The sequence below is a fragment of the Pseudorhodoferax sp. Leaf274 genome, from assembly GCF_001422445.1.
In the GTDB taxonomy this organism is placed as follows: Bacteria; Pseudomonadota; Gammaproteobacteria; order Burkholderiales; family Burkholderiaceae_C; genus Pseudorhodoferax.
This window is the reverse complement of sequence record NZ_LMNA01000030.1, coordinates 638,654-661,839: the sequence shown is the minus strand read 5'-3', so window position 1 is coordinate 661,839 and position 23,186 is coordinate 638,654. Positions and strand designations below refer to the sequence as shown.

Annotated in this window: 20 protein-coding genes and 1 tRNA gene; 16 read left to right on the top strand and 5 right to left on the bottom strand. The window is 69.9% G+C overall.

Features of this window, described 5'->3' with window-relative positions:
• The first annotated feature begins 138 nt into the window (after positions 1 to 138).
• From ppsA to ASF44_RS29750, 10 genes are all read left to right on the top strand, one after another.
• Complete coding sequence (ppsA, locus tag ASF44_RS29795; protein ID WP_056902864.1) at positions 139 to 2,529, top strand: phosphoenolpyruvate synthase; 2,391 nt, start codon at positions 139 to 141, stop codon at positions 2,527 to 2,529.
• Between the two features lie 96 nt (positions 2,530 to 2,625).
• Complete coding sequence (locus ASF44_RS29790; protein ID WP_156374758.1) at positions 2,626 to 4,851, top strand: VC_2705 family sodium/solute symporter; 2,226 nt, start codon at positions 2,626 to 2,628, stop codon at positions 4,849 to 4,851.
• A 109-nt stretch (positions 4,852 to 4,960) separates the two neighbouring features.
• Positions 4,961 to 5,332 (top strand): 30S ribosomal protein S6, encoded by a 372-nt coding sequence (rpsF, locus tag ASF44_RS29785; RefSeq protein WP_056672744.1) that lies wholly within the window; start codon positions 4,961 to 4,963, stop codon positions 5,330 to 5,332.
• A 52-nt stretch (positions 5,333 to 5,384) separates the two neighbouring features.
• Complete coding sequence (gene priB, locus ASF44_RS29780; RefSeq protein ID WP_056902863.1) at positions 5,385 to 5,708, top strand: primosomal replication protein N; 324 nt, start codon at positions 5,385 to 5,387, stop codon at positions 5,706 to 5,708.
• The gene (rpsR, locus tag ASF44_RS29775; protein ID WP_056186748.1) at positions 5,695 to 5,979 is read left to right on the top strand and encodes a 30S ribosomal protein S18; all 285 of its coding nucleotides are present in this window, start codon (positions 5,695 to 5,697) and stop codon (positions 5,977 to 5,979) included. Before priB ends, rpsR begins: the two co-directional genes overlap by 14 nt.
• 12 nt (positions 5,980 to 5,991) lie before the next feature.
• Positions 5,992 to 6,444, top strand: coding sequence for a 50S ribosomal protein L9 (gene rplI, locus ASF44_RS29770; protein ID WP_056902862.1), 453 nt, complete (start codon positions 5,992 to 5,994; stop codon positions 6,442 to 6,444).
• Between the two features lie 182 nt (positions 6,445 to 6,626).
• A complete protein-coding gene (gene dnaB, locus ASF44_RS29765; RefSeq protein ID WP_056902861.1) occupies positions 6,627 to 8,030 on the top strand; it encodes a replicative DNA helicase in 1,404 nt (467 codons plus the stop codon).
• Positions 8,030 to 8,983: a threonine/serine dehydratase gene (locus ASF44_RS29760; RefSeq protein WP_056902860.1), complete on the top strand. Its 954-nt coding sequence runs from the start codon at positions 8,030 to 8,032 to the stop codon at positions 8,981 to 8,983. The genes dnaB and ASF44_RS29760 overlap by 1 nt, the downstream gene beginning before the upstream one ends.
• Before the next feature lie 16 nt (positions 8,984 to 8,999).
• Positions 9,000 to 10,322 carry a serine--tRNA ligase gene (gene serS, locus ASF44_RS29755; protein ID WP_056902859.1) on the top strand — a complete coding sequence of 441 codons (1,323 nt, stop codon included), beginning with the start codon at positions 9,000 to 9,002 and terminating at the stop codon, positions 10,320 to 10,322.
• 53 nt (positions 10,323 to 10,375) lie between these two features.
• A tRNA-Ser gene (locus ASF44_RS29750) sits at positions 10,376 to 10,463 on the top strand.
• Positions 10,464 to 10,518: 55 nt separating this feature from the next.
• Here ASF44_RS29750 and ASF44_RS29745 read toward each other — a convergent pair.
• Positions 10,519 to 12,171 (bottom strand): AMP-binding protein, encoded by a 1,653-nt coding sequence (locus ASF44_RS29745; RefSeq protein WP_056902858.1) that lies wholly within the window; start codon positions 12,169 to 12,171, stop codon positions 10,519 to 10,521.
• Positions 12,172 to 12,338: 167 nt separating this feature from the next.
• Between ASF44_RS29745 and ASF44_RS29740 the strand changes: the two genes are divergently transcribed.
• Positions 12,339 to 13,103 carry a crotonase/enoyl-CoA hydratase family protein gene (locus ASF44_RS29740; protein WP_056902857.1) on the top strand — a complete coding sequence of 255 codons (765 nt, stop codon included), beginning with the start codon at positions 12,339 to 12,341 and terminating at the stop codon, positions 13,101 to 13,103.
• On the opposite strand, the gene nikR is transcribed toward ASF44_RS29740, so the two are convergent.
• Positions 13,104 to 13,592, bottom strand: coding sequence for a nickel-responsive transcriptional regulator NikR (gene nikR / locus ASF44_RS29735; protein ID WP_056902856.1), 489 nt, complete (start codon positions 13,590 to 13,592; stop codon positions 13,104 to 13,106). It abuts the gene before it with no gap.
• Between the two features lie 205 nt (positions 13,593 to 13,797).
• Between nikR and phbB the strand changes: the two genes are divergently transcribed.
• Entirely contained in the window at positions 13,798 to 14,535 is a 738-nt protein-coding gene (gene phbB / locus ASF44_RS29730; protein ID WP_056902855.1) for an acetoacetyl-CoA reductase, read from the top strand.
• Between the two features lie 135 nt (positions 14,536 to 14,670).
• The gene (gene ybaL, locus ASF44_RS29725; protein WP_056902854.1) at positions 14,671 to 16,359 is read left to right on the top strand and encodes a YbaL family putative K(+) efflux transporter; all 1,689 of its coding nucleotides are present in this window, start codon (positions 14,671 to 14,673) and stop codon (positions 16,357 to 16,359) included.
• A gap of 15 nt (positions 16,360 to 16,374) precedes the next feature.
• Here the strand turns inward: ybaL and ASF44_RS29720 are convergent, their stop codons facing one another.
• A complete protein-coding gene (locus ASF44_RS29720) occupies positions 16,375 to 17,658 on the bottom strand; it encodes a cytochrome c (RefSeq protein WP_056902853.1) in 1,284 nt (427 codons plus the stop codon).
• Entirely contained in the window at positions 17,655 to 18,329 is a 675-nt protein-coding gene (locus ASF44_RS29715; protein WP_056902852.1) for a c-type cytochrome, read from the bottom strand. Before ASF44_RS29715 ends, ASF44_RS29720 begins: the two co-directional genes overlap by 4 nt.
• Positions 18,330 to 18,550: 221 nt before the next feature.
• On the opposite strand from ASF44_RS29715, the gene ASF44_RS29710 reads away from it, so the two are divergent.
• From ASF44_RS29710 to ASF44_RS29700, 3 genes are all read left to right on the top strand, one after another.
• Complete coding sequence (locus tag ASF44_RS29710) at positions 18,551 to 19,735, top strand: acyl-CoA dehydrogenase family protein (protein WP_056902851.1); 1,185 nt, start codon at positions 18,551 to 18,553, stop codon at positions 19,733 to 19,735.
• An 88-nt stretch (positions 19,736 to 19,823) separates the two neighbouring features.
• Positions 19,824 to 20,972 carry an acyl-CoA dehydrogenase family protein gene (locus tag ASF44_RS29705; RefSeq protein ID WP_235579392.1) on the top strand — a complete coding sequence of 383 codons (1,149 nt, stop codon included), beginning with the start codon at positions 19,824 to 19,826 and terminating at the stop codon, positions 20,970 to 20,972.
• Positions 20,969 to 22,477: an acetyl-CoA acetyltransferase gene (locus tag ASF44_RS29700; protein WP_056902849.1), complete on the top strand. Its 1,509-nt coding sequence runs from the start codon at positions 20,969 to 20,971 to the stop codon at positions 22,475 to 22,477. Before ASF44_RS29705 ends, ASF44_RS29700 begins: the two co-directional genes overlap by 4 nt.
• A 24-nt stretch (positions 22,478 to 22,501) precedes the next feature.
• Here the strand turns inward: ASF44_RS29700 and ASF44_RS29695 are convergent, their stop codons facing one another.
• Positions 22,502 to 23,146, bottom strand: coding sequence for a phosphatidylcholine/phosphatidylserine synthase (locus tag ASF44_RS29695; RefSeq protein WP_056902848.1), 645 nt, complete (start codon positions 23,144 to 23,146; stop codon positions 22,502 to 22,504).
• Between the last annotated feature and the right edge of the window lie 40 nt (positions 23,147 to 23,186).

The window sequence follows — 23,186 nt, the reverse complement described above, 5'->3', positions numbered from 1 at the left end:
GTCCCAGATTTTCACCATGTGGCGCGCGCACACACAGCAACGACAACCACGTTGCGCCGCCGGCATGGACGACGTTGCTGACGGCGGGGCGTCCTGCGGGCGGCGTGCAGACGGTTTTTCAACCTTTGGAGCTTTCCCATGTCTGCACTCTTTGAGGCGACCGCCCTGGTCGTACCGTTTGAGAACCTGAGAATGACCGACGTCGAGTCGGTCGGCGGCAAGAACGCCAGCCTCGGCGAGATGATCTCCCAGCTGCCCCAGGGCGTCCGCGTGCCCACGGGCTTCGCGACCACTGCCCATGCTTTCCGCGAATTCCTCGCGCACGAAGGCCTGACGCAGCGCATCGCCCAGCGCCTGGCCACCCTGGACATCGAAGACGTGCGCGCGCTGGCAGCCGCGGGCGCCGAGATCCGCCACTGGATCGAGGCCCAGCCATTCCCGGCAGACCTGGAAAAAGGCGTGCGCGACGCGTTCGCCGAACTGTCCGCCGGCAATGCCCAGGCCAGCTTCGCCGTGCGTTCCTCGGCCACCGCCGAAGACCTGCCCGACGCCTCGTTCGCGGGCCAGCAGGAGACCTTCCTGAACGTCGTCGGCATCGAGGACGTGCTGCACAAGATGAAGGAGGTATTCGCCTCCCTCTACAACGACCGCGCCATCAGCTACCGCGTGCACAAGGGCTTCGCGCACGACGTGGTCGCGTTGTCGGCTGGCGTGCAACGCATGGTGCGTTCCGACCAGGGCGCGGCCGGCGTGATGTTCACGATCGACACCGAGTCCGGCTTCGACCAGGTGGTCTTCATCACCTCCAGCTATGGTCTGGGCGAGACCGTGGTCCAGGGCGCCGTGAACCCGGACGAGTTCTATGCCCACAAGCCCATGCTCAAGGCCGGCAAGAAGGCCGTGATCCGCCGCAACCTGGGCAGCAAGCTGATCCAGATGGTGTTCGCCACGCCCGAGGAGAAAAAATCCAGCGGCAAGCTGGTCAAGACCGTGGACGTGCCGACCGAGCTGCGCAACCGCTATTCGCTGACCGATGCCGAGGTCGAGCAACTGGCGCGGTACGCGCTGGTGATCGAGGAGCACTACGGCCGTCCGATGGACATCGAGTGGGGCAAGGACGGCACCGACGGCCAGCTCTACATCCTGCAGGCCCGCCCCGAGACCGTGAAGAGCCAGCAGGCCGGCAAGGCCGAGCAGCGCTACAAGCTCAAGGGCCGCAGCGCCGTGCTGGCCGAAGGCCGTGCCATCGGCCAGAAGATCGGCACCGGCCCGGTCCGCCTGGTCCACAACATCAGCCAGATGGACGAGGTGCAGCCTGGCGACGTGTTGGTCACCGACATGACCGACCCGAACTGGGAACCCGTGATGAAGCGCGCCAGCGCCATCGTGACCAACCGCGGTGGCCGCACCTGCCACGCGGCCATCATCGCGCGCGAGCTGGGCATCCCCGCCGTGGTCGGCTGCGGCGACGCGACCGAACGGCTGAAAAGCGACACGCTGGTGACGGTCAGCTGCGCCGAGGGCGACACCGGCCGCATCTACGACGGTCTGCTGGAAACCGAGATCACCGAGGTCGAGCGCGGCGCCATGCCCGAGATCAAGACCAAGATCATGATGAACGTGGGCAACCCGCAACTGGCTTTCGACTTCTGCCAGTTGCCCAACCAGGGTGTCGGTCTGGCGCGCCTGGAGTTCATCATCAACAACAACATCGGGGTGCACCCCAAGGCCATCCTCGACTATCCGAACGTCGATGCCGACCTCAAGAAGGCGGTCGAGTCGGTGGCCCGCGGCCACGCCTCGCCGCGGGCGTTCTATGTCGACAAGGTGGCCGAGGGCGTGGCGACCATCGCCGCGGCCTTCTGGCCCAAGCCGGTGATCGTGCGCTTGTCCGATTTCAAGTCCAACGAGTACCGCAAGCTGATCGGCGGCAGCCGCTACGAGCCCGAGGAAGAGAACCCGATGCTGGGCTTCCGTGGCGCGGCACGCTACATCAGCGCCGAGTTCGGGGAGGCGTTCGCCATGGAGTGCCAGGCCATGAAGCGCGTGCGCCTGGACATGGGGCTGACCAATGTGCAGGTCATGGTGCCCTTCGTGCGCACCCTGAAGCAGGCCGCCCGCGTGACCGAGCTGCTGGCGGTGCATGGGCTCAAGCGCGGGCAGGACGACCTCAAGGTCATCATGATGTGCGAGGTGCCCAGCAACGCCATCCTGGCCGACGAGTTCCTCGAGTACTTCGACGGCTTCTCGATCGGCTCCAACGACCTGACCCAGCTCACGCTGGGCCTGGACCGCGACTCGGGCCTGGAGCTGCTGGCGGCCGACTTCGACGAGCGCGATCCCGCCGTGCAGGCCATGCTCCAGCGCGCCATCCAGGCCTGCAAGTCCAAGGGCAAGTACGTGGGCATCTGCGGCCAGGGCCCCAGCGACCATCCGGACTTCGCGCAGTGGCTGGCGGACCAGGGCATCGAGTCGATTTCGTTGAACCCGGACACGGTGGTTGCGACCTGGCAGCAACTGGCGCGCTGACACGGTCAGGCCGCCAAGCTGCACCATCGGGGCGCCTTCGGGCGCCCCTTTTTCGATGAGAACAGCCGCGATGCCACGCGGCGGCAAGGAGACGGATTGCTGCGAGGTCTGCTGTTGCTGCTGTGGGCGCTGCTGTCCTTCGGGCCGGCCTGGTTCGCCCGCGATCTCGACACCACCGTCGCCGGCTGGCCGCTGAACTACTGGCTCTGCGCGCAGGGCGCGGTGTTCGGCTTCATCGCCATCGTCGCGGTCTATGCGTGGGCCCGGCGAGGCCGCGATGCCGCCGCGCCAGCCGCCCATGGCCGGCTGCACCGCATCTTCGCGCTGTACGTGCTGTGCCTGCTGGCATTCCTGGCCGCCATGGCACTGGCCGAGCGCGCCGGCCTGCCGCGCCCCTGGATCGGCGCCATCTTCCTGTTCTCCAGCCTGGCGCTGTATGCCGGCATCGGCATCTTTTGCCGCACATCTGACGCGCGCGAGTACTACGTGGCCGGCCGCAGCGTGCCGCCCGTCTACAACGGCATGGCGACGGCGGCCGACTGGATGAGCGCGGCGTCGTTCATCAGCTTGGCCGGCGGGCTGTACCTGCAGGGCTTCTCGGGGCTGCCCAACCAGGCCGGCGGCCTGGCCTACATCCTGGGCTGGACCGGCGGCTTCTGCCTGTTGGCGCTGCTGATCGCGCCGGCCCTGCGCCGCGCCGAGATCTACACCGTGCCCGACTACTTTGCGCAGCGCTTCGGCGGCCGCTGGCCACGCGTGCTGGCGGCGCTGGCGGCGGTGCTGTGCTCCTTCACGTACGTCGTGGCCCAGATCTACGGCGTGGGCCTGATCGCCTCGCGCCTGACCGGCGTGCAGTTCGAGATCGGCATCCTGCTCGGCCTGGGTGGCGTGCTGGTGTGCAGCTTCCTGGGCGGCATGCGGGCCGTGACCTGGACCCAGGTGGCGCAGTACGTGATCCTGATCCTGGCCTTTTTGATCCCGGTGTCCTGGCTGGCCTACAAGCAGCTCGGCAATCCGGCCGCGCCCTTCGTCTACGGGCCGCAGCTGGGCCAGATCGCCGTGCGCGAGGCCGAGCTGGCTGCCGCGCCGGCCGAGCAGGCCGTGGTGGCCGAGTTCGCGCGCCGTGCCGCGGCCTATGAAGCCATGCTGCGCGACGTGCCGGCCGCGCTGGCACGCGAGCGCCTGCAGGCCCAGCAGCGCTTGCAGCAGCTGCGCGCGGCGGGCGCTGCCGATGCCGCGCTGCGCGAAGCCAGCCGCGTGCTCAACGCCCTGCCTGCGACCGAGCAGGTTGCGCGCGAGCGATGGACGCGCGCGCTGGCCGAGATGCAGGAACGCTCGCGTCCGCTGGGCGGGGTGGCGCCCATGGCCACACCGTTCGCCGGCCATCCCGATGGCACGCCGGCCGAGCGCGCCGCCTTCTCCACGGCACGGCTGAACTTCCTGGCGCTGATGCTGTGCCTGATGCTGGGCACGGCCGGCCTGCCGCACCTGCTCACGCGCTTCTTCACCACGCCATCGGTCGCGGGCGCACGCAGCTCGGTGGCCTGGTCGCTGCTGTTCATCTCCTTGCTCTACATCGCGGCACCGGCATTGGCGGTGCTGGTCAAGCACGAGGTGCTCAGCGGGCTGGTGGGCCGGAGCTTCGACGACCTGCCGGCCTGGATCGCGCAGTGGGCGCGCGTCGATCCTGCGCTGGTCTCGGTGGCCGACGTGAACGGCGACCGCATCCTGCAGTTCGCCGAGATCCGCCTGGGCGCGGACATCATCATGCTGGCCACGCCCGAGATCGGCGGGCTGCCCTACGTCATCGCCGGCCTGGTGGCTGCCGGCGGCCTGGCGGCAGCCCTGTCCACGGCCGACGGCCTGCTGCTGACCATGGGCAACGCCTTCGCGCACGACCTGTACCTGCAAAGCGGCAGGCGGCGCGTGGGCGCGCTCTACAGCGTGGTGTTCTCCAAGTTCGCGCTGCTCATGGTGGCGCTGGCGGCGGCGTACGTGGCGGCCTGGCGCTCGGCCGACATCCTGTACCTCGTCACGGCCTCGTTCTCGCTGGCGGCCTCGACCTTCTTTCCGGCGCTGGTCGCTGGCATCTTCTGGCGCCGCACCTCGCGCGCAGGCGTGATGGCCGGCATGCTGGCCGGTGCCGGCGTGACGCTGGGCTACATGCTGGCACACCACCCCGTGGTGCGAGGCTGGACCGGATTTTCGGGGCCTGGCCTGTGGTTCGGCATCCAGCCGGCGGCCGCCGGCGTGTTCGGCGTCGCTGCGGCTACGGCTGCTATCGTGTCGGCCAGTTTGCTCTCTCGCAAGTCCGGGCTATAATGCTCGGCTTTGCCTTGCCACACTGCAGTTGACGCCGCAGGTGGCTTTGGCCCCGAACCTTGGGGAAGTCGTCCGCAAGGGGAGGGGTTCTTACTCTTAAGGAGAGTCCATGCGTCACTATGAAATCATCCTCATGATCCACCCGGATCAGAGCGAACAGGTTCCGGCCATGCTGGAGCGCTACAAGTCCATGATCACCAACGGCGGCGGCAAGATCCACCGCGTGGAAGACTGGGGCCGTCGTCAACTGGCCTACATGATCAACAAGCTGGCGAAGGCGCACTACCTGTGCGTCAACATCGAGGCCGACCAGGCCGTGATGAGCGAGCTCGAGCACGCCTTCAAGTTCAACGACGCCGTGCTGCGCCACCTGACCGTCCAGCTGAAGAAGGCCGAGACCGGCCCGTCTTCCATGATGAAGACGGTCGAGCGCGAAGAAGCCCGCAAGACCCAGCAGGCCGAGACCGCCGGCCAGCATTGAGGACGGCACCGCAGCAGAACGCAACGCGCCGCCGCGTGCAGGCCTGGCAGGCATGAACCACCTGCTGCTGACCGCGTCGATCGCCGAACTCAAGGCCCTGCGCTACACCCCGGCCGGCTTGCCCGCCCAGGATCTGGTGCTGGAACACGAGTCGCAGGTCGAGGAAGCGGGGCAGACACGGCACATCAAGGCAAGCATCAGGGCTGTGGCCTTTGGTGCCGTGGCCGAGCGGATGCGCAAGCAGGTAGTTGGCAGCAGCTGGCGTTTCGCCGGCTTCGTCACCAACCCGCGCGCTGGCAAGGGTCTCGTTCTGCACGTGCAAGAGTTTCAACCAGTTTCAACAGATTCATCAGGAGCCCAACATGGCCGGACCTAGGCGTTTCAACAACAAGGACAAGCGTCCCAAGCGCAACACCCAATCGCTGCTGTTCAAGCGCAAGCGCTTTTGCCGCTTCACCGTGACCGGTGTCGAGCACATCGACTACAAGGACATCGACACGCTGCGCGATTTCATTGCCGAGAACGGCAAGATCATCCCGGCGCGCCTGACCGGCACCCGCGCTTTCTTCCAGCGTCAGCTGAACACGGCCATCAAGCGTGCGCGTTTCCTCGCGATGCTGCCGTACAGCGACCAGCACCGCATCTAAGGAGCCACGAGCATGCAAATCATTCTGCTCGACAAGGTCGTCAACCTCGGCAACCTCGGCGAAATCGTCAAGGTCAAGGATGGCTACGCCCGCAACTTCCTGATCCCTTCGGGCCGCGCCCGCCGCGCCACCGAATCGGCCAAGGCCGAATTCGAAGCGCGCCGCGCCGAGCTCGAGAAGGCCGCTGCCGCCAAGCTGGGCGAAGCCCAGGCCCAGGGCGACAAGCTGTCCGGCACCACCGTCAAGCTGACCCAGAAGGCCGGCGTGGACGGCCGCCTGTTCGGCTCGGTGACCAACGCCGACATCGCTGAAGAGCTCGAGAAGCTCGGCTACAAGGTCGCCAAGTCGCAAGTGCGCATGCCCAACGGCCCGATCAAGACCGTCAGCGAAAGCACCGTGAGCGTGGCCCTGCACACCGACGTGGTCGTCGAGATCAACGTCTCGGTCTACGGCGAAACCGCCTGATCGTCGCGATCCGCTGAGAAGCCGCCAGGCGCGAGCCCGGCGGCTTTTTCTTTTGGTGACCACAGCTTGCCCACAGGCTGTGCCGCCAGAATCACCGCTGCTCCACCGTTTATGCACAGGCTTGTCCCATGACGGCCCGGCATGTGGCGCGTAGCATCCCGCGCTTGCTTTCAAGGTCACCGATGTCCGCCATGTATTCCATCGACGACGATCCGCAGGATCGCCAGATCGCGCAGCTGCGCGTGCCGCCGCATTCCATCGAGGCCGAGTCCAGCGTGCTGGGGGGGCTCTTGCTGGACAACGCGGCCTGGGACCGCGTGGGCGACGTGCTCAAGGAGGGCGACTTCTACCGCTACGAGCACCGGTTGATCTTCGCGGCCATCCGCGACCTCGTGAACGCCAACAAGCCGGCCGACGTGATCACGGTGTACGAGGCGCTGCAGTCGGTCGGCAAGGCCGACGACGTGGGCGGGCTGTCCTACCTGAACTCCCTGGCGCAGTTCGTGCCGAGCGCGAGCAACATCCGCCGCTATGGCGAGATCGTGCGCGAGCGCGCCATCCTGCGCAAACTCGTCACGGCCAGCGACGAGATCGCCACCAGCGCCTTCAACACCAAGGGCCGCGCGGTCGACAAGATCCTGGACGAAGCCGAGCAGAAGATCTTCAACATCGGCGAGGAAGGTGCGCGCAACAAGCAGGGCTTCCAGGCGATGGAGTCGCTGGTCGTCGACCTGCTGGACCGCGTGCAGGAGATGGCCGACCAGCAGAACGAGATCACGGGCGTGCCCACCGGCTTCCACGACCTGGACCGCATGACCTCGGGCCTGCAGGCCGGCGACATGATCGTGCTGGCCGCGCGCCCGTCCATGGGAAAGACCGCCTTTGCCGTCAACATCGCCGAGCACGTGGCGTTGCACGAAGGCCTGCCGGTCGCCATCTTCTCGATGGAAATGGGCGCAGCCCAGTTGGCCGTGCGGATCGTCGGCTCGATCGGCCGTGTCGACCAGGGCCACCTGCGCAACGGCCGCCTGACCGACGACGAGTGGCCGCGCCTGACCGAGGCCATCGAGAAGCTGCGCAACATCTCGCTGCACATCGACGAGACGCCGGGCCTGTCGCCCAGCGAACTGCGCGCCAACGCACGCCGGCTCGCGCGCCAGTGCGGCAAGCTCGGCCTGATCGTGGTGGACTACCTGCAGCTCATGAGCGGCTCCGGCGGTGGCAGCGACGAGAACCGTGCCACCGAACTGGGCGAGATCTCGCGGGGCCTCAAGATGCTCGCGCGCGAACTGCAGTGCCCGGTGATCGCGCTGTCGCAGCTCAACCGCAGCGTGGAGCAGCGGCCCGACAAGCGCCCCATGATGAGCGACCTGCGCGAATCCGGCGCCATCGAGCAGGACGCGGACATCATCATGTTCATCTACCGCGACGAGTACTACACCAAGGACGCCTGCAAGGAGCCTGGCGTGGCCGAGGTCATCATCGCCAAGCAGCGGAACGGCCCGACCGGCACCGTCAAGCTCGCCTTCCTGCGCAACATCACCAAGTTCGAGAGCCTCGCGGCCGGCTCGGACGACGGCTACTGATGCCGCCCGCCACCACGCGCGCGGACATCGCGGCCGCGCACGAGCGCCTGCGCCAGGGCCCTGCCGACTTCCTGCGGGCCACGCCGCTGTGGCGCCTGCCCGGTGCGGCGCTGGGCCTGGCCTGCGCCGAGGTCTGGCTCAAGCTCGAGCAACTGCAGGTGTCGGGCAGCTTCAAGGCGCGCGGCATGCTGCACCGGCTGCTCGCGCAGCCCATTCCTGCGGCCGGCGTCATCGTCGCCTCGGGCGGCAACGCCGGCATCGCCACGGCCGCGGCCGCCCAGGCCCTGGGCGTGCGCTGCGAGGTGTTCGTGCCGACCATCTCCTCGCCGGCCAAGCAGGCACGCCTGCGTGCGCTGGGCGCTGAAGTGCAGGTGGTCGGCGCGGCCTATTCCGAGGCCCTGGCCGCCTGTCTGGCGCGCCAGCAGCAAACCGGCGCGCTGCTGACCCATGCGTACGACCAGCCCGAGGTCGTGGCCGGCGCCGGAACCCTGGCCCGCGAGATCGAGGAGCAGGCCGGCGGCCTGCCCGACAGCATGCTGGTCAGCGTGGGCGGCGGCGGCTTGATCGGCGGCATCGCTGCGTGGTGCGAAGACCGCTGCCGCGTCGTCGCACTGGAGCCGGCCCTGGCCCCCACGCTGTTCCGCGCGCGCGAAGCGGGCGCGCCCGTCGATGTCGATGTGGGGGGCGTGGCCGCCGATGCGCTCGGCGCCAAGCGCATCGGCGCGATCAGCTGGGCCACCACGCAACAGCACGTGCAGACCGCACTGCTGCTCGACGATGCGGCCATCCGCCAGGCGCAGCAATGGCTCTGGCGCGAACTGCGCCTCGCGGTCGAGCCCGCGGCTGCTTTGGGCCTGGCAGCACTGCACAGCGGAGCCCATGTGCCGCGCCCCGACGAACGCGTGGGACTCGTGCTGTGCGGCGGCAATGTCGACCCGGCCACCCTGGCCTGAAAACTAGAATCATCCGATGCTGGACATCACCCTTCTCCGAAAAGACCTGGACGCCGTGGTTGCGCGTCTCGGGCAGCGCAAGAGCCCGCAGCCCTACCTGGACGTGGCCGCCTTCAAGGCGCTGGAAACCGAACGCAAGACACTGCAGACCCGCACCGAGGAACTGCAGGCCCGGCGCAACGCCTTGTCCAAGCAGATCGGCCAGCTCAAGGCCAAGGGCGAGAGCGCCGATGCCGTGATGGCCGAGGTCAACGCACTCAAGGCCGAGCTCGAAGCTTCCGCGGCGCGGTTGGACCAGCTGCAGCCCGAGCTGCAGCAACTGCTGCTGGCCGTTCCCAACCTGCCGCACGAGAGCGTGCCCGTGGGCGCCGACGAGCACGGCAACGTGGAACTGCGCCGCTGGAGCCCCGACGGCCAGGATCCCAGGCCGCTGGCGTTCACGCCGCGCGACCATGTCGACATCGGCACGCCGTTGGGCCTGGACTTCGAGATGGGCGTCAAGCTCTCGGGTTCGCGCTTCACGGTCATGAAGGGCCCCATCGCGCGACTGCACCGTGCGCTTGCGCAGTTCATGCTGGACACCCAGACGCAGGAGCACGGCTACACCGAGTGCTACGTGCCCTACGTCGTCAATGCCGACAGCATGCAGGGCACCGGCCAGCTGCCCAAGTTCGAGGGCGACCTGTTCGCGGCCAAGAAAGGCGGCCAGGAGTCAGAGCCTGTGCCTGACCACCAGGCCCTGTACCTGATCCCCACGAGCGAAGTGCCGCTGACCAACTTCGTGCGCGACAGCGTCGTGCACGAATCCGAACTGCCGATCCGCCTGGCCGCGCACACGCCGTGCTTTCGCTCCGAAGCCGGCAGCGCCGGACGCGACACGCGCGGCCTCATCCGCCAGCACCAGTTCGACAAGGTCGAGATGGTGCAGATCGTGCACCCCGACCAAAGCTATGCCGCGCTGGACGAGATGACCGGCCACGCCGAGACCGTGTTGAAGAAGCTCGGCCTGCCGTACCGTGTGCTGTGCCTGTGCACGGGCGACATGGGCTTCGGCGCGGCGCGCACGCACGACCTGGAGGTCTGGCTGCCGGCGCAGAACACCTACCGCGAGATCAGCTCCGTCTCCAACTGCGAGGCCTTCCAGGCGCGCCGGCTGCAGGCGCGCTTCAAGAATGCGCAGGGCAAGAACGAGTTGCTGCACACGCTCAACGGCTCGGGCCTGGCCGTGGGTCGCACGCTGGTCGCCGTTCTCGAGAACTACCAGAACGAGGACGGTTCGGTGACGGTCCCGGAAGTTTTGCGGCCGTACCTCGGCGGAATCGCACGTTTGTCCTGCTAGAATCGCGGGCTTCGCAACCCGGGTCGACCGCCGGGGCAGCCACAAGGAATGCAGGAGAGGTGGCAGAGTGGTCGAATGTACCTGACTCGAAATCAGGCGTACCGCAAGGTACCGTGGGTTCGAATCCCACCCTCTCCGCCAAGGACCGGTCGCAAGGCCACCACGCAAAGCCCTGCCCCGCAGGGCTTTGTCGTTTCTAGCCTTCCCGTTCCGACCGCAGCGCAAAACCGGCCGCAGGCCGATCCCGGTAGCGCTCCTTGATCACGCGGCGCAGCAGCTTGCCGTTGTCCATGCGCGGCAGGTCGGCATCGAACACCACCGAACGCGGCATCTTGATGCGGCCCAGCCGGTCCTGCAGGTAGGCCAGCAGCGCCTCGGCGCGCGCGGCGTCGGCGACGAGGCCGGGGCGCAGGCGCACCACGGCCTTGGGCACCTCGCCCAAGTCTGCATCGGGCACGCCGACCACGCCCACGTCGTCCACGTCCGGATGCGGCGCCAGCGCGTCCTCGATCTCCTTGGGGTAGACGTTCACGCCGCCCGAGAGGATGAGGTCGGCGCGGCGGTCGCTCAGGAACAGGTAGCCGTCGGCGTCCAGGTGGCCGATGTCGCCGTAGGTCGCCCAGCCGCGGTCGTTGTACAGGCCGCGCGTCTTGTCCGGGTCGTTGAGGTAGCTGGCTCCCGGCATGCCCGAGAAGTAGATGGCGCCGATCTCGCCGTGCGGCAACTCGGCGCCGTCCTCGCCGACGATGTGCACGCCGCAGCCCAGGGCCCGGCCCACCGTGCCCGGCCGCGCACGCCACTCCTGCGGCCCGGCGACCGTGATGCCCACGCCCTCGGAGCCCGCGTAGTACTCGTGCACGACATCGCCCCACCAATCCAGCATGGCGCGCTTGACCTCGACGGGGCAGGGCGCCGCCGCGTGGATGGCCACGCGCAGCGAGGACAGGTCATGGCGCGTGCGCACGTGCTCCGGCAGCCGCAGCATGCGGCCGAACATGGTCGGCACCCACTGGCTGTGGCTCACGCGGTGGCGTTCGATGAGGGCCAGCGCCTGTTCCGCATCGAACTTCGGCATCACCACGGCCGTGCCGCCCAGCGCGATCACGCGCAGCGTGTAGCGCAGCGGGGCGGCGTGGTACAGCGGCGCGGGCGAGAGGTAGACGGTGTCGGCACCGAAGCCGTAGAGCTGGCGCCAGCTGTCGATCTCGGGCGGGACCTGTCCCGCGGGCAGGCGCGGCGGCAGCGGCCGCTTGACGCCCTTGGGCCGGCCGGTGGTGCCCGAGGAGTACAGCAGGTCGCGGCCCAGCGGGCGCTGCGCGAGCTGCGCCCAGGCCGCGGCCAGCGCGTTCACGGGCACGGTGGCCAGCGCGGCTTCGTAGCTCAGCCAACCGTCGATCGCGTCGTCGATCACGTTGTCGGTCGCGTCGTCGAGTGGCCCGTCCGGTGGCCCGTCGATCCGCACGCGGGTGAGGCCGGGCGGCAGGGCCAGGCCCGCGCCCGGCCCGTCCAGCATCTTCTGCGAGGCCACGAAGACCCGGGCGCCGCAGTCGCGCAGCAGGTAGCCGATCTCGCCCGGCGTGAGCTGCGTGCCGATGGGCGTGTAGTACAGGCCGGCCCACTCGGCACCCAGCGCCAGTTCGATGAGCTCCGCGCGGTTCTCCAGCAGCATCGCAATGCCGTCTCCGGGCACAAGGCCCAGCCCGCACAGCCAGGTGGCGACGCGGCTGGCACGCAGCGCGAGCGTGCCATGCGAAAGGGTATGGCCGCTGCCGCCGTCGATGAGCGCGGGCTTGTCGGCCGCGACGCCGCCGGGCAAAGGGGGCAGCCATGCGGCAAGGGGAGTGGTCATGGGATGCGTTGGAAAGGGCAGGAAGATTCATGATCCCGCCCCGCAAACCGCCACCCACCCGTGATTACCCCGAGCCTGTCGCACAGGCAACAGGCTGGCGGCGCAAAGCTTCTAAAACTCCCCGCATCGACATCGTGCATCCCGGCCCAACTCGAAAGGACAACGCCATGGCGGACAGCTTGCAAACCGAAGTGCACGGCAACGTGCTCGTGATGACCATGCACCGGCCCGAGGCGCGCAACGCCATGGACCGTGCCACGTCCGAGGCGCTGGCCGCCGCGCTCGACGAACTCGACGCGCGCGACGACCTGCGCCTGGGCGTCGTCACGGGTTCCGGCGGCACCTTCTGCTCGGGCATGGACCTCAAGGGCTTCCTGCGCGGCGAGCGCCCGAGCGTGGAGGGCCGCGGCTTCGCGGGCCTCACCGAGCGGCCACCGCGCAAGGTGCTGATCGCCGCGGTGGAAGGCTACGCGCTGGCCGGCGGCTTCGAGATGGTGCTGGCCTGCGACCTCGTGGTGGCCTCGCGCGCCGCCAAGTTCGGCCTGCCCGAAGCCAAGCGCGGCCTGGTCGCGTCCGCGGGCGGACTCATGCGCCTGCCGCGCCGCATCCCCTACCACGTGGCCATGGAGTTCGCGCTGACGGGCGACATGCTGGACGCCGAGCGCGCCCATGCCCTGGGCCTCGTGAACCGCCTGGCCGAGCCGGGCCAGGCGCTGGCTGGCGCATTGGCACTGGCGCAGGCGGTGGCCGCCAACGGCCCGCTGGCGGTGGCCACCAGCAAGCGCATCGTCAGCGAGTCGGGCGACTGGAGCCAGGCCGAGATGTTCGAGCGGCAAAAGCCCATCGCCGCGCCGGTGTTCAGCTCGGCCGATGCGCGCGAGGGCTCGGCCGCGTTCGCCGAGAAGCGCGCACCGAACTGGACGGGGCGCTGATCAGCTGAGCGGCTTGAGGTGGCTGTGCCGCGCCAGGCCGTGGGCATGCGTGTGGCCGTGGTCCGCAGCCGCCAGCGGCACCAGGTGCATGGCGCCGTGCCGCACGCCGCGCAGTGCCACCAACCGCTCGGCGCAGGCCTGCACCGCCGCGAGCGGGCCGCGCAGCACGGCCGTCTCCAGGCAGTCGTCATGGTCCAGGTGGGTGTGCAGGCTGCTCACCACGAGGTCGTGGTGTTCGTGCTGCAGGTCCAGCACGCGCCGGGCCACGGTCTGGTCGTGGTGGTCGTACACGTAGCTGACCGTGGCCACGCACCACGGGTCCACGGGCGTGAACGCCGCGTGGGGCGGCGCGGCCAGCGAGGCATCGCCCAGCCGTGAACGGATCAGGTCGCGGACGGCTTCGGAACGGTTCTCGTAGCCCTTGGCCGCGATCAGTTCATCGAACTGCCGGGCCAGCGCGTCGTCCAGCGAAATGGTGAAGCGTTGCATGCGCGCGAGTGTGCCGCATCCCCATGGCATGGCCGCAACCTGTCAGCCCTGCCATGGTGCACCGCCGCAGTGCATGCAGCCGCAGGACTGTCATCGAACCAGGTGACAAACGCATACCACCTTCAGTGTTTTCCTGGGGCGGGGTGGTTTTCATCTTGGGTACAGTTCTTGATAGGTTGTTTGAACCTACTACGGAGATTTTGATATGACACAGAAGATCGCTTACGTCACCGGCGGCATGGGCGGCATCGGAACCGCCATCTGCCGGCGCCTGCACAAGGAAGGCTTCAAGGTGATCGCCGGCTGCGGCCCCACGCGCGACCATGCCAAGTGGATCGCCGAACAGGCGGCCGAGGGCTACACCTTCTACGCGTCCGCAGGCAACGTAGGCGCCTGGGACTCGACCGTCGAGGCCTTCACCAAGGCCAAGGCCGAGCACGGCAGCATCGACGTGCTGGTCAACAACGCCGGCATCACCAAGGACCGCATGTTCCTCAAGATGACGCGCGAGGACTGGGATGCCGTGATCGAGACCAACCTGAACAGCATGTTCAACGTCACCAAGCAGGTGGTGGGCGACATGGTTGAGAAGGGCTGGGGCCGCATCATCAACATCTCCTCCGTCAATGGCGAGAAGGGCCAGGCCGGCCAGACCAACTACTCCGCGGCCAAGGCCGGCATGCACGGCTTCACGATGGCGCTGGCGCAAGAGCTGGCCAACAAGGGCGTGACCGTCAACACCGTGAGCCCGGGCTACATCGGCACCGACATGGTCAAGGCCATCCGCCAGGACGTGCTGGACAAGATCGTCGCTACCATCCCGGTCAAGCGCCTGGGCCAGCCCGAAGAGATCGCCTCCATCATCGCGTGGCTGGCGTCGGACGAAGGCGGCTACTCCACCGGGGCCGACTTCTCGGTCAACGGCGGCCTGCACATGGGCTGACGCCGCGCCCCGGTGTCGCCACGTTGAACCCGCTTCGGCGGGTTTTTTCTTTTCAGGGGCCGGCGAACGGCAGGCCTACTGTAAATTGCCCGCGGAACGCCAGCCACCACAGCCACACCCCGAAAGACCACCGACATGCCGCACAGCGTCTCCCTGATCAGCACGATCGCCGTCGGTCTGGGCCTCGCCTTGGTGTTCGGTTTCCTGGCCTCCTGCGTGCGGCTGCCGGCCCTGGTGGGCTACCTGCTGGCCGGCGTGGTGATCGGCCCGTTCACGCCCGGCTTCGTGGCCGATGCCGAGATCGCCGCCCAGCTGGCCGAGATCGGCGTGATGCTGCTGATGTTCGGCGTGGGCCTGCACTTCTCGCTCGACGACCTGCTGGCCGTGCGCAAGATCGCGCTGCCCGGCGCGGTGGTGCAGATGGCCGTGGCCACGGCCCTGGGCATGGCGCTGGCCACGCTGTGGGGCTGGAACCTGGGCGGGGCGCTGGTGTTCGGCCTGTCGCTGTCGGTGGCCAGCACCGTGGTGCTGCTGCGTGCGCTGGAGAGCCGCGGCGTGCTCGACTCCTTCAACGGCCGCATCGCCGTGGGCTGGCTGGTGGTCGAGGACCTGGCCATGGTGCTCGTGCTCGTGCTGCTGCCCCCGCTGGGTGGCTGGCTGGCCGGCGGCCAGATCGCCGATGCCAATGCGCTGTGGAAGACGCTGGGCCTCACGCTGCTGCAGGTCGGCGGCTTCGTCGCGCTGATGCTGATCGTCGGCCGCCGGCTGTTCCCGTGGGTGCTGTGGCAGGTGCAGCGCACCGGCTCGCGCGAACTGTTCACGCTGTGCGTGGTGGCGGCGGCCGTGAGCATCGCGTTCGGCTCGACCGCGCTGTTCGGCGTGTCGTTCGCGCTCGGCGCGTTCTTCGCGGGCATGGTCATGCGCGAGTCCGAGTTCAGCCACCGCGCGGCCGAGGAATCGCTGCCGCTGCGCGACGCCTTCGCCGTGCTGTTCTTCGTCTCGGTCGGCATGCTGTTCGACCCCTGGGTGCTGGTCGAGCGGCCGCTGCAGGTGATCGCCGTGGTCGGCATCATCGTGGTCGGCAAGTCCATCGCCGCGGCGGCGCTGGTGCTGGCCTTCCGCTACCCGCTCAACACCGCGCTGACGGTGTCGGCCAGCCTCGCGCAGATCGGCGAGTTCTCGTTCATCCTGGTGGGCCTGGGCGCCTCGCTGGGGCTGCTGCCGCCCGAGGGCCAGAGCCTGGTGCTGGCCGGCGCGCTGATCTCCATCGCGCTGAACCCGGCGGCGTTCTACTTCGCCGAGCCGATGCAGCGCTGGATCCTCGCGCGGTCGGCCGTCGCGCGCCGCATGGAGGCACGCGACGACCCCATGGCCGAGCTGCCCACGCACACCGAGCAGAAGTACCTGGCGCAGCAGGTGGTGCTGGTGGGCTACGGCCGCGTGGGCCGGCGCATCGCGGCGGCCATGCAAGCGCACCACATCCCGTTCGTCGTGGCCGAGCAGAACCGCGAGACCGTGGAGCGCCTGCGCGGCGAGGGCATGGCGGCGGTGTTCGGCGATGCCTCCGAGCCGGCCACGCTGATCCAGGCCCACATCGCGCGTGCGCGCATGCTGGTCATCGCCACGCCCGATTCGCTCAACGTGCGCCAGATGATCAGCGTGGCGCGCACACTGAACCCGCAGGTCGAGATCGCCGTGCGCACGCACAGCGAGACCGAAGCGCGGCTGCTCAACGAGGAGCAGGCCGGCCGCGTGTTCCTGGGCGAGCAGGAGCTGGCGCAGGCCATGGCGCGCCACGTGGTGGAGCGCACTGCAACAGGCTGAGGCGCAGCCTGCGTCTCAGCGCTGCGTGCTCGCGCGCAGCCGGCTCACGTCGAATTCGCTGACGCTCGATGCCTCGTTGCCCCAGGCGCCGCGCACGTAGGTGAGCACGGCCGCGATCTCGCGGTCGGTCAGCGCCAGCACGAAGGGCGGCATGCCATAGGGCCGCGGGTTGCCGGCCGTGGCCGGCGTGAAGCCGCCGTGCAGCACCACCTGCACGAGGTTGGCCGTGGAGGCCATCGTCACGGCCCGGTTGCCGGCCAGCGGCGGGTAGGCCAGGCCCGCGCCTTCGCCGCGCTCGCCGTGGCACTGGGCGCAATGCTGCTCGTAGCGCTGGCGGCCCAGCGTGGCGGTTTCCGCGCTCGGTGCTACGCGCGCCGGCGGCGGCGGGGCCGGCTGCTGCGGCAAGGCCTGCAGGTAGCGCGCCATGGCAACCAGGTCCTCGCGGGCCAGGTGCTGGGTGCTGCGCAGCACCACCTCGGCCATGGGGCCGGCCGCCCAGCCGCGCGGCGCCACGCCGTTCTGCAGCAGGGCCACCACCTCGTCCACGGGCCAGTCGGCCACGCTGGCCTCGCTCGTGGCCGTCAGCGCGGGCGCATACCAGTTCTGCATCGGGATGAGGCCGCCGGACAGCGGCAGCCGCTCGCTGCTGGCGCCCCAGGCGTTGCGCGTGGTGTGGCAGGCGGCGCAGTGGCCCAGGCCGCGCACGAGGTAGGCGCCGCGGTTCCACTCGGCCGTCTGCGCGGGTTCGGGCTGGTATTCGCCGGGCCGGAAGTACAGCGCGCGCCAGACCGCCAGCGCGGCCTGCTGGTTGTAGGGAAAGCGCAGGCCGTGCGCGCGGTTGGGCTGGGCCACGGCGCGCTGGCTGCGCAGGAAGGCGAACAGCGCGTCGGAGTCCGCACGCGTGACTTCGGTGAAGCTGGTGTACGGGAAGGCCGGCACCAGCAGCCGGCCGTCGCGCGAGCGGCCGTGGTGCATGGCGCGCCAGAATTCGGCGGCGCTCCAGGCCCCCAGGCCGTGCGTGGGGTCGGGCGTGAGGTTGCTGCCATACACCGTGCCGAACGGTGTGGGGATGGGTGTGCCACCCGCATAGGGTTCGCCGCCGCGCGCGGTGTGGCAGGCCGCGCAGTTGCCGGCCTTGGCCAGGTAGGCGCCGCGCGCCACCAGCGCCGGCGTGGCGGGCACGGCGGGCTCGGCGGCCGAGAGGTCCGGCTCGCCGCGCACGTTGAGCCACCAGACCAGCGCAGCGGCGCCGGCCAGCAACAACACGAGCGCAACAAGAGCCTGCGACAGGCGTCTCATCGTGCGCCCCCCAGCTCGGGCGCGCTGCCGCAGGCCAGCGTGTTGCCGGCCGGCGGCTGCGCCACGGCCTTGGCCTGCGCCGGCACGGGCTGGGCCGCGAGCCAGCTGGAGACGGCGGCCACGTCGGCATCGGGCAGGCGCTCGGCCACCTGGGCCATGCAGTCAGGCGCATGGGCGCGGCGCTGGCCGGTCTTCCACGCGCCGAGCTGGCCGTTGAGGTAGTCGCGCGGCAGGCCCAGCAGGCCGGGCACGTTGGGCGCCACGCCGGTCATGGCCGCGCCGTGGCACTGCACGCAGGCCGGCAGGCCGCGCGCGGCATCGCCGTGCTGCACGAGCTGGCGGCCGCGTTCGATCAGCGCGGCCGGCGCGGCCGTGGGCGCCGGTGCGGGGTAGGGCACGTCCAAGGCCGCGAAGTAGCCCGCGATCTCGCGCAGGTAGTCGTCGCTGAGCAGGTCCACCATCTGCGTCATGAGGCCGTAGTGGCGGCGGCCGTCGCGGAAGTTCAGCAGCTGGTGGTACAGGTAGCCGGCCGGCTTGCCAGCGATGCGCGGGTAGTAGCCGTCAGGCCCTGCACGGCCCGCGGGTCCGTGGCAGACGGAGCAGGCCACCATGCGCTGGGCCATGGTGTCCTGCACGGTGGGCGGTGCGGCCTGGGCGGCACCGCAGAGCATGGCAAGGGCAAGAAGCAGGGCTGGGCGCGCGGGGCGCGTGGCGGGGCAGGGGGTCACGGCTGCCGATGATGCCGCAAGCCGTACGGGGCGGACAGCATCAGTTCGCCGGGGCTGGACCGGATCAGATGTCCCCCCGGTGACGCTGTCGTCCGTTCCGACGATTCACCGCACGGCCGCGCGCGCGCACAGTGCGGGGCTTGCGATCAACCGGGAGACGGTCTGTGTCTGGGGCATTGAACGACGACGAACTGCGGTTCCAGGGCGAAGTGCGCGACTTCCTCGCGCGCGAACTGACGCCCGAGCTGCGCCAGGCCGGCCGGCGCTGCAGCGGGATCTTCACCGAATACCACGACGGCAACCGCTGGCACCGCATCCTCGCGCAGCGCGGCTGGAGCGTGCCGCACTGGCCCGTGGAGCATGGCGGCACGGGCTGGACGCCGGTGCAGCACCACATCTTCGCGAGCGAGCTTGCCGCGGCCGATGCGCCGCCGCGCGCGCCCATGGGCCCCGGCATGGTGGCGCCCGTCATCATCGCGTTCGGCACGCCCGCGCAGCAGCAGCGCTGGCTGCCCGCCATCCGCAACGGCGACGACTACTGGTGCCAGGGCTACTCGGAACCCGGCGCGGGCTCGGACCTGGCCTCGCTGCAGTGCCGCGCCGTGCGCGATGGCGACGACTACGTCATCAACGGCACCAAGATCTGGACCACGCACGCGCAGTACGCCAACCGCATGTTCTGCCTGGTGCGCACGGCCACGGGCGGCAAGCCGCAGGCCGGCATCAGCTTCCTGTGCTTCGACATGGATACGCCCGGCATCACCGTGCGGCCCATCATCAGCATCTCGGGCGACCACGAGCTGAACCAGGTGTTCTTCGACAACGTGCGCGTGCCCGTGGCCGGCCGCATCGGCGAGGAGAACCAGGGCTGGGCGATCGCCAAGTACCTGCTGCAGCACGAGCGTGGCGGCAGCTGGGCGCCGCTGCTGCGCGCGCGCTTGCGGCGCCAGTACCGTGCTTTCGCGCAGGCCCATGCCCGTGGCGCCGAGGCCGAGCACCTGGCCCTGCAGTTGGCCGAACTCGATTGCGCCATCGACGCCATCGAAGCCATGGACATGGCGGCCCTGCGCGCGCAGATGCGCGGCGAGCCGCGCGGCATCCGCCCTTCCATGGGCAAGACCCTGGGCACCGAACTGCGCCAGCGCCTGGACGAGGTGGCCGTGGAGATCGCCGCGCAGTACGCGGCCGTGGGCCTGCCGCTGGACGATGACCTCGGCGGCCCGCTGCCGGTGCCCGAAGATCCGGTCTATGCGATGTCGGCCTACCTCAACGACCGCGCGGCCTCGATCTACGCGGGCACCAACGAAGTCCAGCGCAACCTGATCGCTGCCCACCTGCTTGCGAACTGACATGAAACAACCCCCACGCTCATCGCTTTGCGTATCGCTGCCCCCCCGGGGGGGCGCATCATCGCCTTCGGGCGGCCGGGCGGCGATGATGGCCCACGACAACGACACCCTGGCCATGCTGCAGGACAGCCTGGCCCGCTACCTGGAAGACCGCCACGGCTTCGATGCGCGGCTGGCCGCGCTGCGCAGCGCCGACACCGCGCCGCCGCCGTTCTGGCAGGGCCTGGCGCGTGAACTCGACCTGCTGCGCGCCGCGCTGCCCGAAGCCCAGGGCGGCCTGGGCCAGGGCCTGGCCGCGCACCTGGCCATCATGGAGACGCTGGGCGCCTCGCTGGCGGCCCAGCCCTACCTGTCGACCATGGTCATTGGCGCCGGCCTGCTGCAGCGCCATCCCGGTCCGCAAGCCGACGCGTTGCTGGCCCAGGTGGTCGAGGGCCGCGCCGTGCTGGCCTTCGCGCACAGCGAGCCCGACAGCCGGCACAGCCGCGCCTGGGTGCAGGCGCGCCTCACGCGCGAAGCACAGGGCTGGCGCCTGGACGGCCGCAAGGCCGTGGTGCATGCCGCGCCCTGGGCCAGCCATTTCATCGTGAGCGCGCGCAGCGATGGCGCAGCGGACGCGGAACACGGCCTGTCGCTGCTGCTGGTGCCGCGCGACACGCCGGGCCTCAGCCTGCGCGGCTACCCGCTGCGCGACGGCGACCGCGCGGCCGAACTGGCTTTCGACGACGTGCGACTGCCCGCCTCTGCGCTGCTCGGCGAGGCCGGCGCGGCGCTGCCGCAGATCGAGCAGGCGCTCGACGAGGCCACGCTGGCCGTCTGCGCCGAATCGCTCGGCGTGATGCGCCGGCTGCTGCGCGACACGCTGGACTACGTGCGCCAGCGCAAACAGTTCGGCGCCACACTGTCGAGCTTCCAGGTCGTGCAGCACCGGCTGGCCGACATGCACATGGCGCTGGAGCAGGCCATCGCGCTGACGGCGCACGTGGGCGGGCAACTGGCCGCCGGCGGTGTCGCGCCGGCCGAGCGCGCGCGCGCCGTGTCCTCGGCCAAGGTGGCCGCGGGCAAGGCCTGCAAGGCCGTGGGCCAGGGGGCGGTGCAGCTGCATGGCGGCATGGGCATGACCGAGGAGCTGGCCGTGGGCCACTACATGCGCCGCGCCACGCTGATCGAGGGCCTGTTCGGCCCGGTGTCCTGGCACCTGCGCCGCGTGGCCGCACTGCAGGCCGTCGACGCATGACGCGCGTGCTGGCCGACAACACGCCCATCCTGGTCGGCATCGGCGAGGCGATCCACCGCAGCAAGGCGCCGCCCGGCCTGGAACCGCTGGCGCTGATGGAGCAGTCCCTGCGCGCGGCCGAGCACGACGCCGGTGTGCCCCTGCTGGCCGGCCTCGACGCACTCGACGTGGTCTGCGAATACTCCTGGCCCTACACCGACGCGCCGGGCCTGCTGGCCGCGCGGCTGGGTTGCCGCCCGGCCCACCTGGTCTACGGCGAGACCGGTGGCGAATCGCCGGTGCGCTTCATCCACGAGGCGGCGCTGCGCATCGCGCGCGGCGAGAGCCAGGTGGCCGCCATCGTCGGCGCCGAAGCGCGCTACACCGTCGATGCCGCGGCCAAGGCCGGCGTGGCGCTGCCCTGGACGCCGCGCGACGACAGCGTCAAGCTCGTGCGTGGCACCGTGCTGTGCCATCCCGTGGCGGTGCAGCTGGGCGCCTTCATGCCCACCACCATCTACCCGTTCTACGAGAACGCCACGCTCGCGCACTGGGGGCTCACGCCACGCGCGGCGCACGAAGAATCGGCCCGGCTGTGGGCGCGCTATTCCGAGGTCGCCGCCGGCAACCCGCATGCCTGGCTGCAGCGCCGCTTCACGCCCGAAGAGGTGGCCGAGCCCGGCCCCGCCAACCGGCTGATCGCCTGGCCCTACACCAAGCACATGGTGGCCAACCCGGTCGTCAACATGGGCGCGGCCGTGGTGCTGACCAGCGTGGGCCGTGCGCGCGCGCTGGGCATTGCGGAGGCGCGCTGGGTCCACATCTGGGGCGGCGCGGCCGCGCGCGAGCCGCGCGACTACCTGCAGCGCGACCACTACGTGGGCTCGCATGCGCAGGACCTGGTCATGGAGACCGTGCTGGCCCACGCCGGCGGCGACGCCGCCGCGTTCGACATGCTCGAGCTGTACAGCTGCTTTCCGGTCGTGCCCAAGATGGCGCGGCGCACGCTGGGCCTGGCGGCCGATGCACGCATGACGTCCACCGGCGGGCTGAGCTTCTTCGGCGCACCGCTCAACAACTACATGACGCATGCGGCCTGCGGCCTGGTGCGCGCGCTGCGTGCCGCGCCCGGCAAGGCCGCGCTGTTGTACGGCCAGGGCGAGTACGTGACGAAGCACCACGCGCTGGTGCTGGGCGCCGGCCCGTCGCCGCACGGCGCCCTGTCCGAGAACTACAGCGTGCAGGCCGCAGCAGACGCACGGCGCGGGCCGGTGCCGCCGCTGGTGCTGGAGCACAGCGGCAGCGCGCGCCTGGAGACCTTCACCGTCATCTACGGCCGGGACGGCGCAGCCACCCATGGCGTCGTCATCGCGCGCACCAAGGGCGGTGGCCGGCTCATGGCGCGGCTGTCCGGCGCGGATGCGGCCGGCATCGCCGTGCTGACCGATGCAGATGCGAGTCCTGTCGGCCGGATGGGACGGGTGGCCGGCGCGGCCGACGGACTGCTCGAATGGTCGTTCGCCTGACCAGCAGGCGGTTGCGGCCGGTGTTCAGAACTTCGGGATGCGCAGCGTCTTGCTGACCATCAGCGTGCCCGACAAGGCGAACAGCAGCGCCATCGGGTGCAACTGCCACGGCCCCAGCATCCAGGCGCCGCCGTAGAGCCCGTCGCCGATGCGGCCCTGCCAGGCGGCGAAGGCCAGCACGGCCGTCAGCACCACGCTGGTCGGGATGGGCGTGCCCTCGAAGTACTTGACCTTGCCGCCCTCGCTGCCCTCGGCCAGCGTCTCGGCCGTCACGTTGAAGCGCGCCAGCCGGCTCACGCCACAGCAGACGAAGTAGACGAGGATGGCGATGTCCCACCCGCCCGTGAGGCCCGCCGCGAAGCCCAGCGTGGCCGGGCCGACGCCGAAGGACACGATGTCGGCCAGCGAATCGAGCTCGCGGCCCAACGCCGAGTGCTGCTGGCGCCAGCGCGCGATGCGGCCATCGAGCACGTCGAACACGAAGGCGATGGGCGTCATCAACGCCGCCAGCAGGAAATGGGTGGTGTCGCGCGTGATGAGGTACTGCATCGCCAGGAACACCGAGGCCATGCCGAAGGCCGCATTGCCCAGCGTGAAGAAGTCCGCGAGGTGGAAGCCGCGCAGCATGGAGAAATGGCGCGGGCCATGGGGTTGGGGCAAGGCACTCATGTGGCGATCTCCTGGAGGTTCGATGGTCGCAGGCGGTACG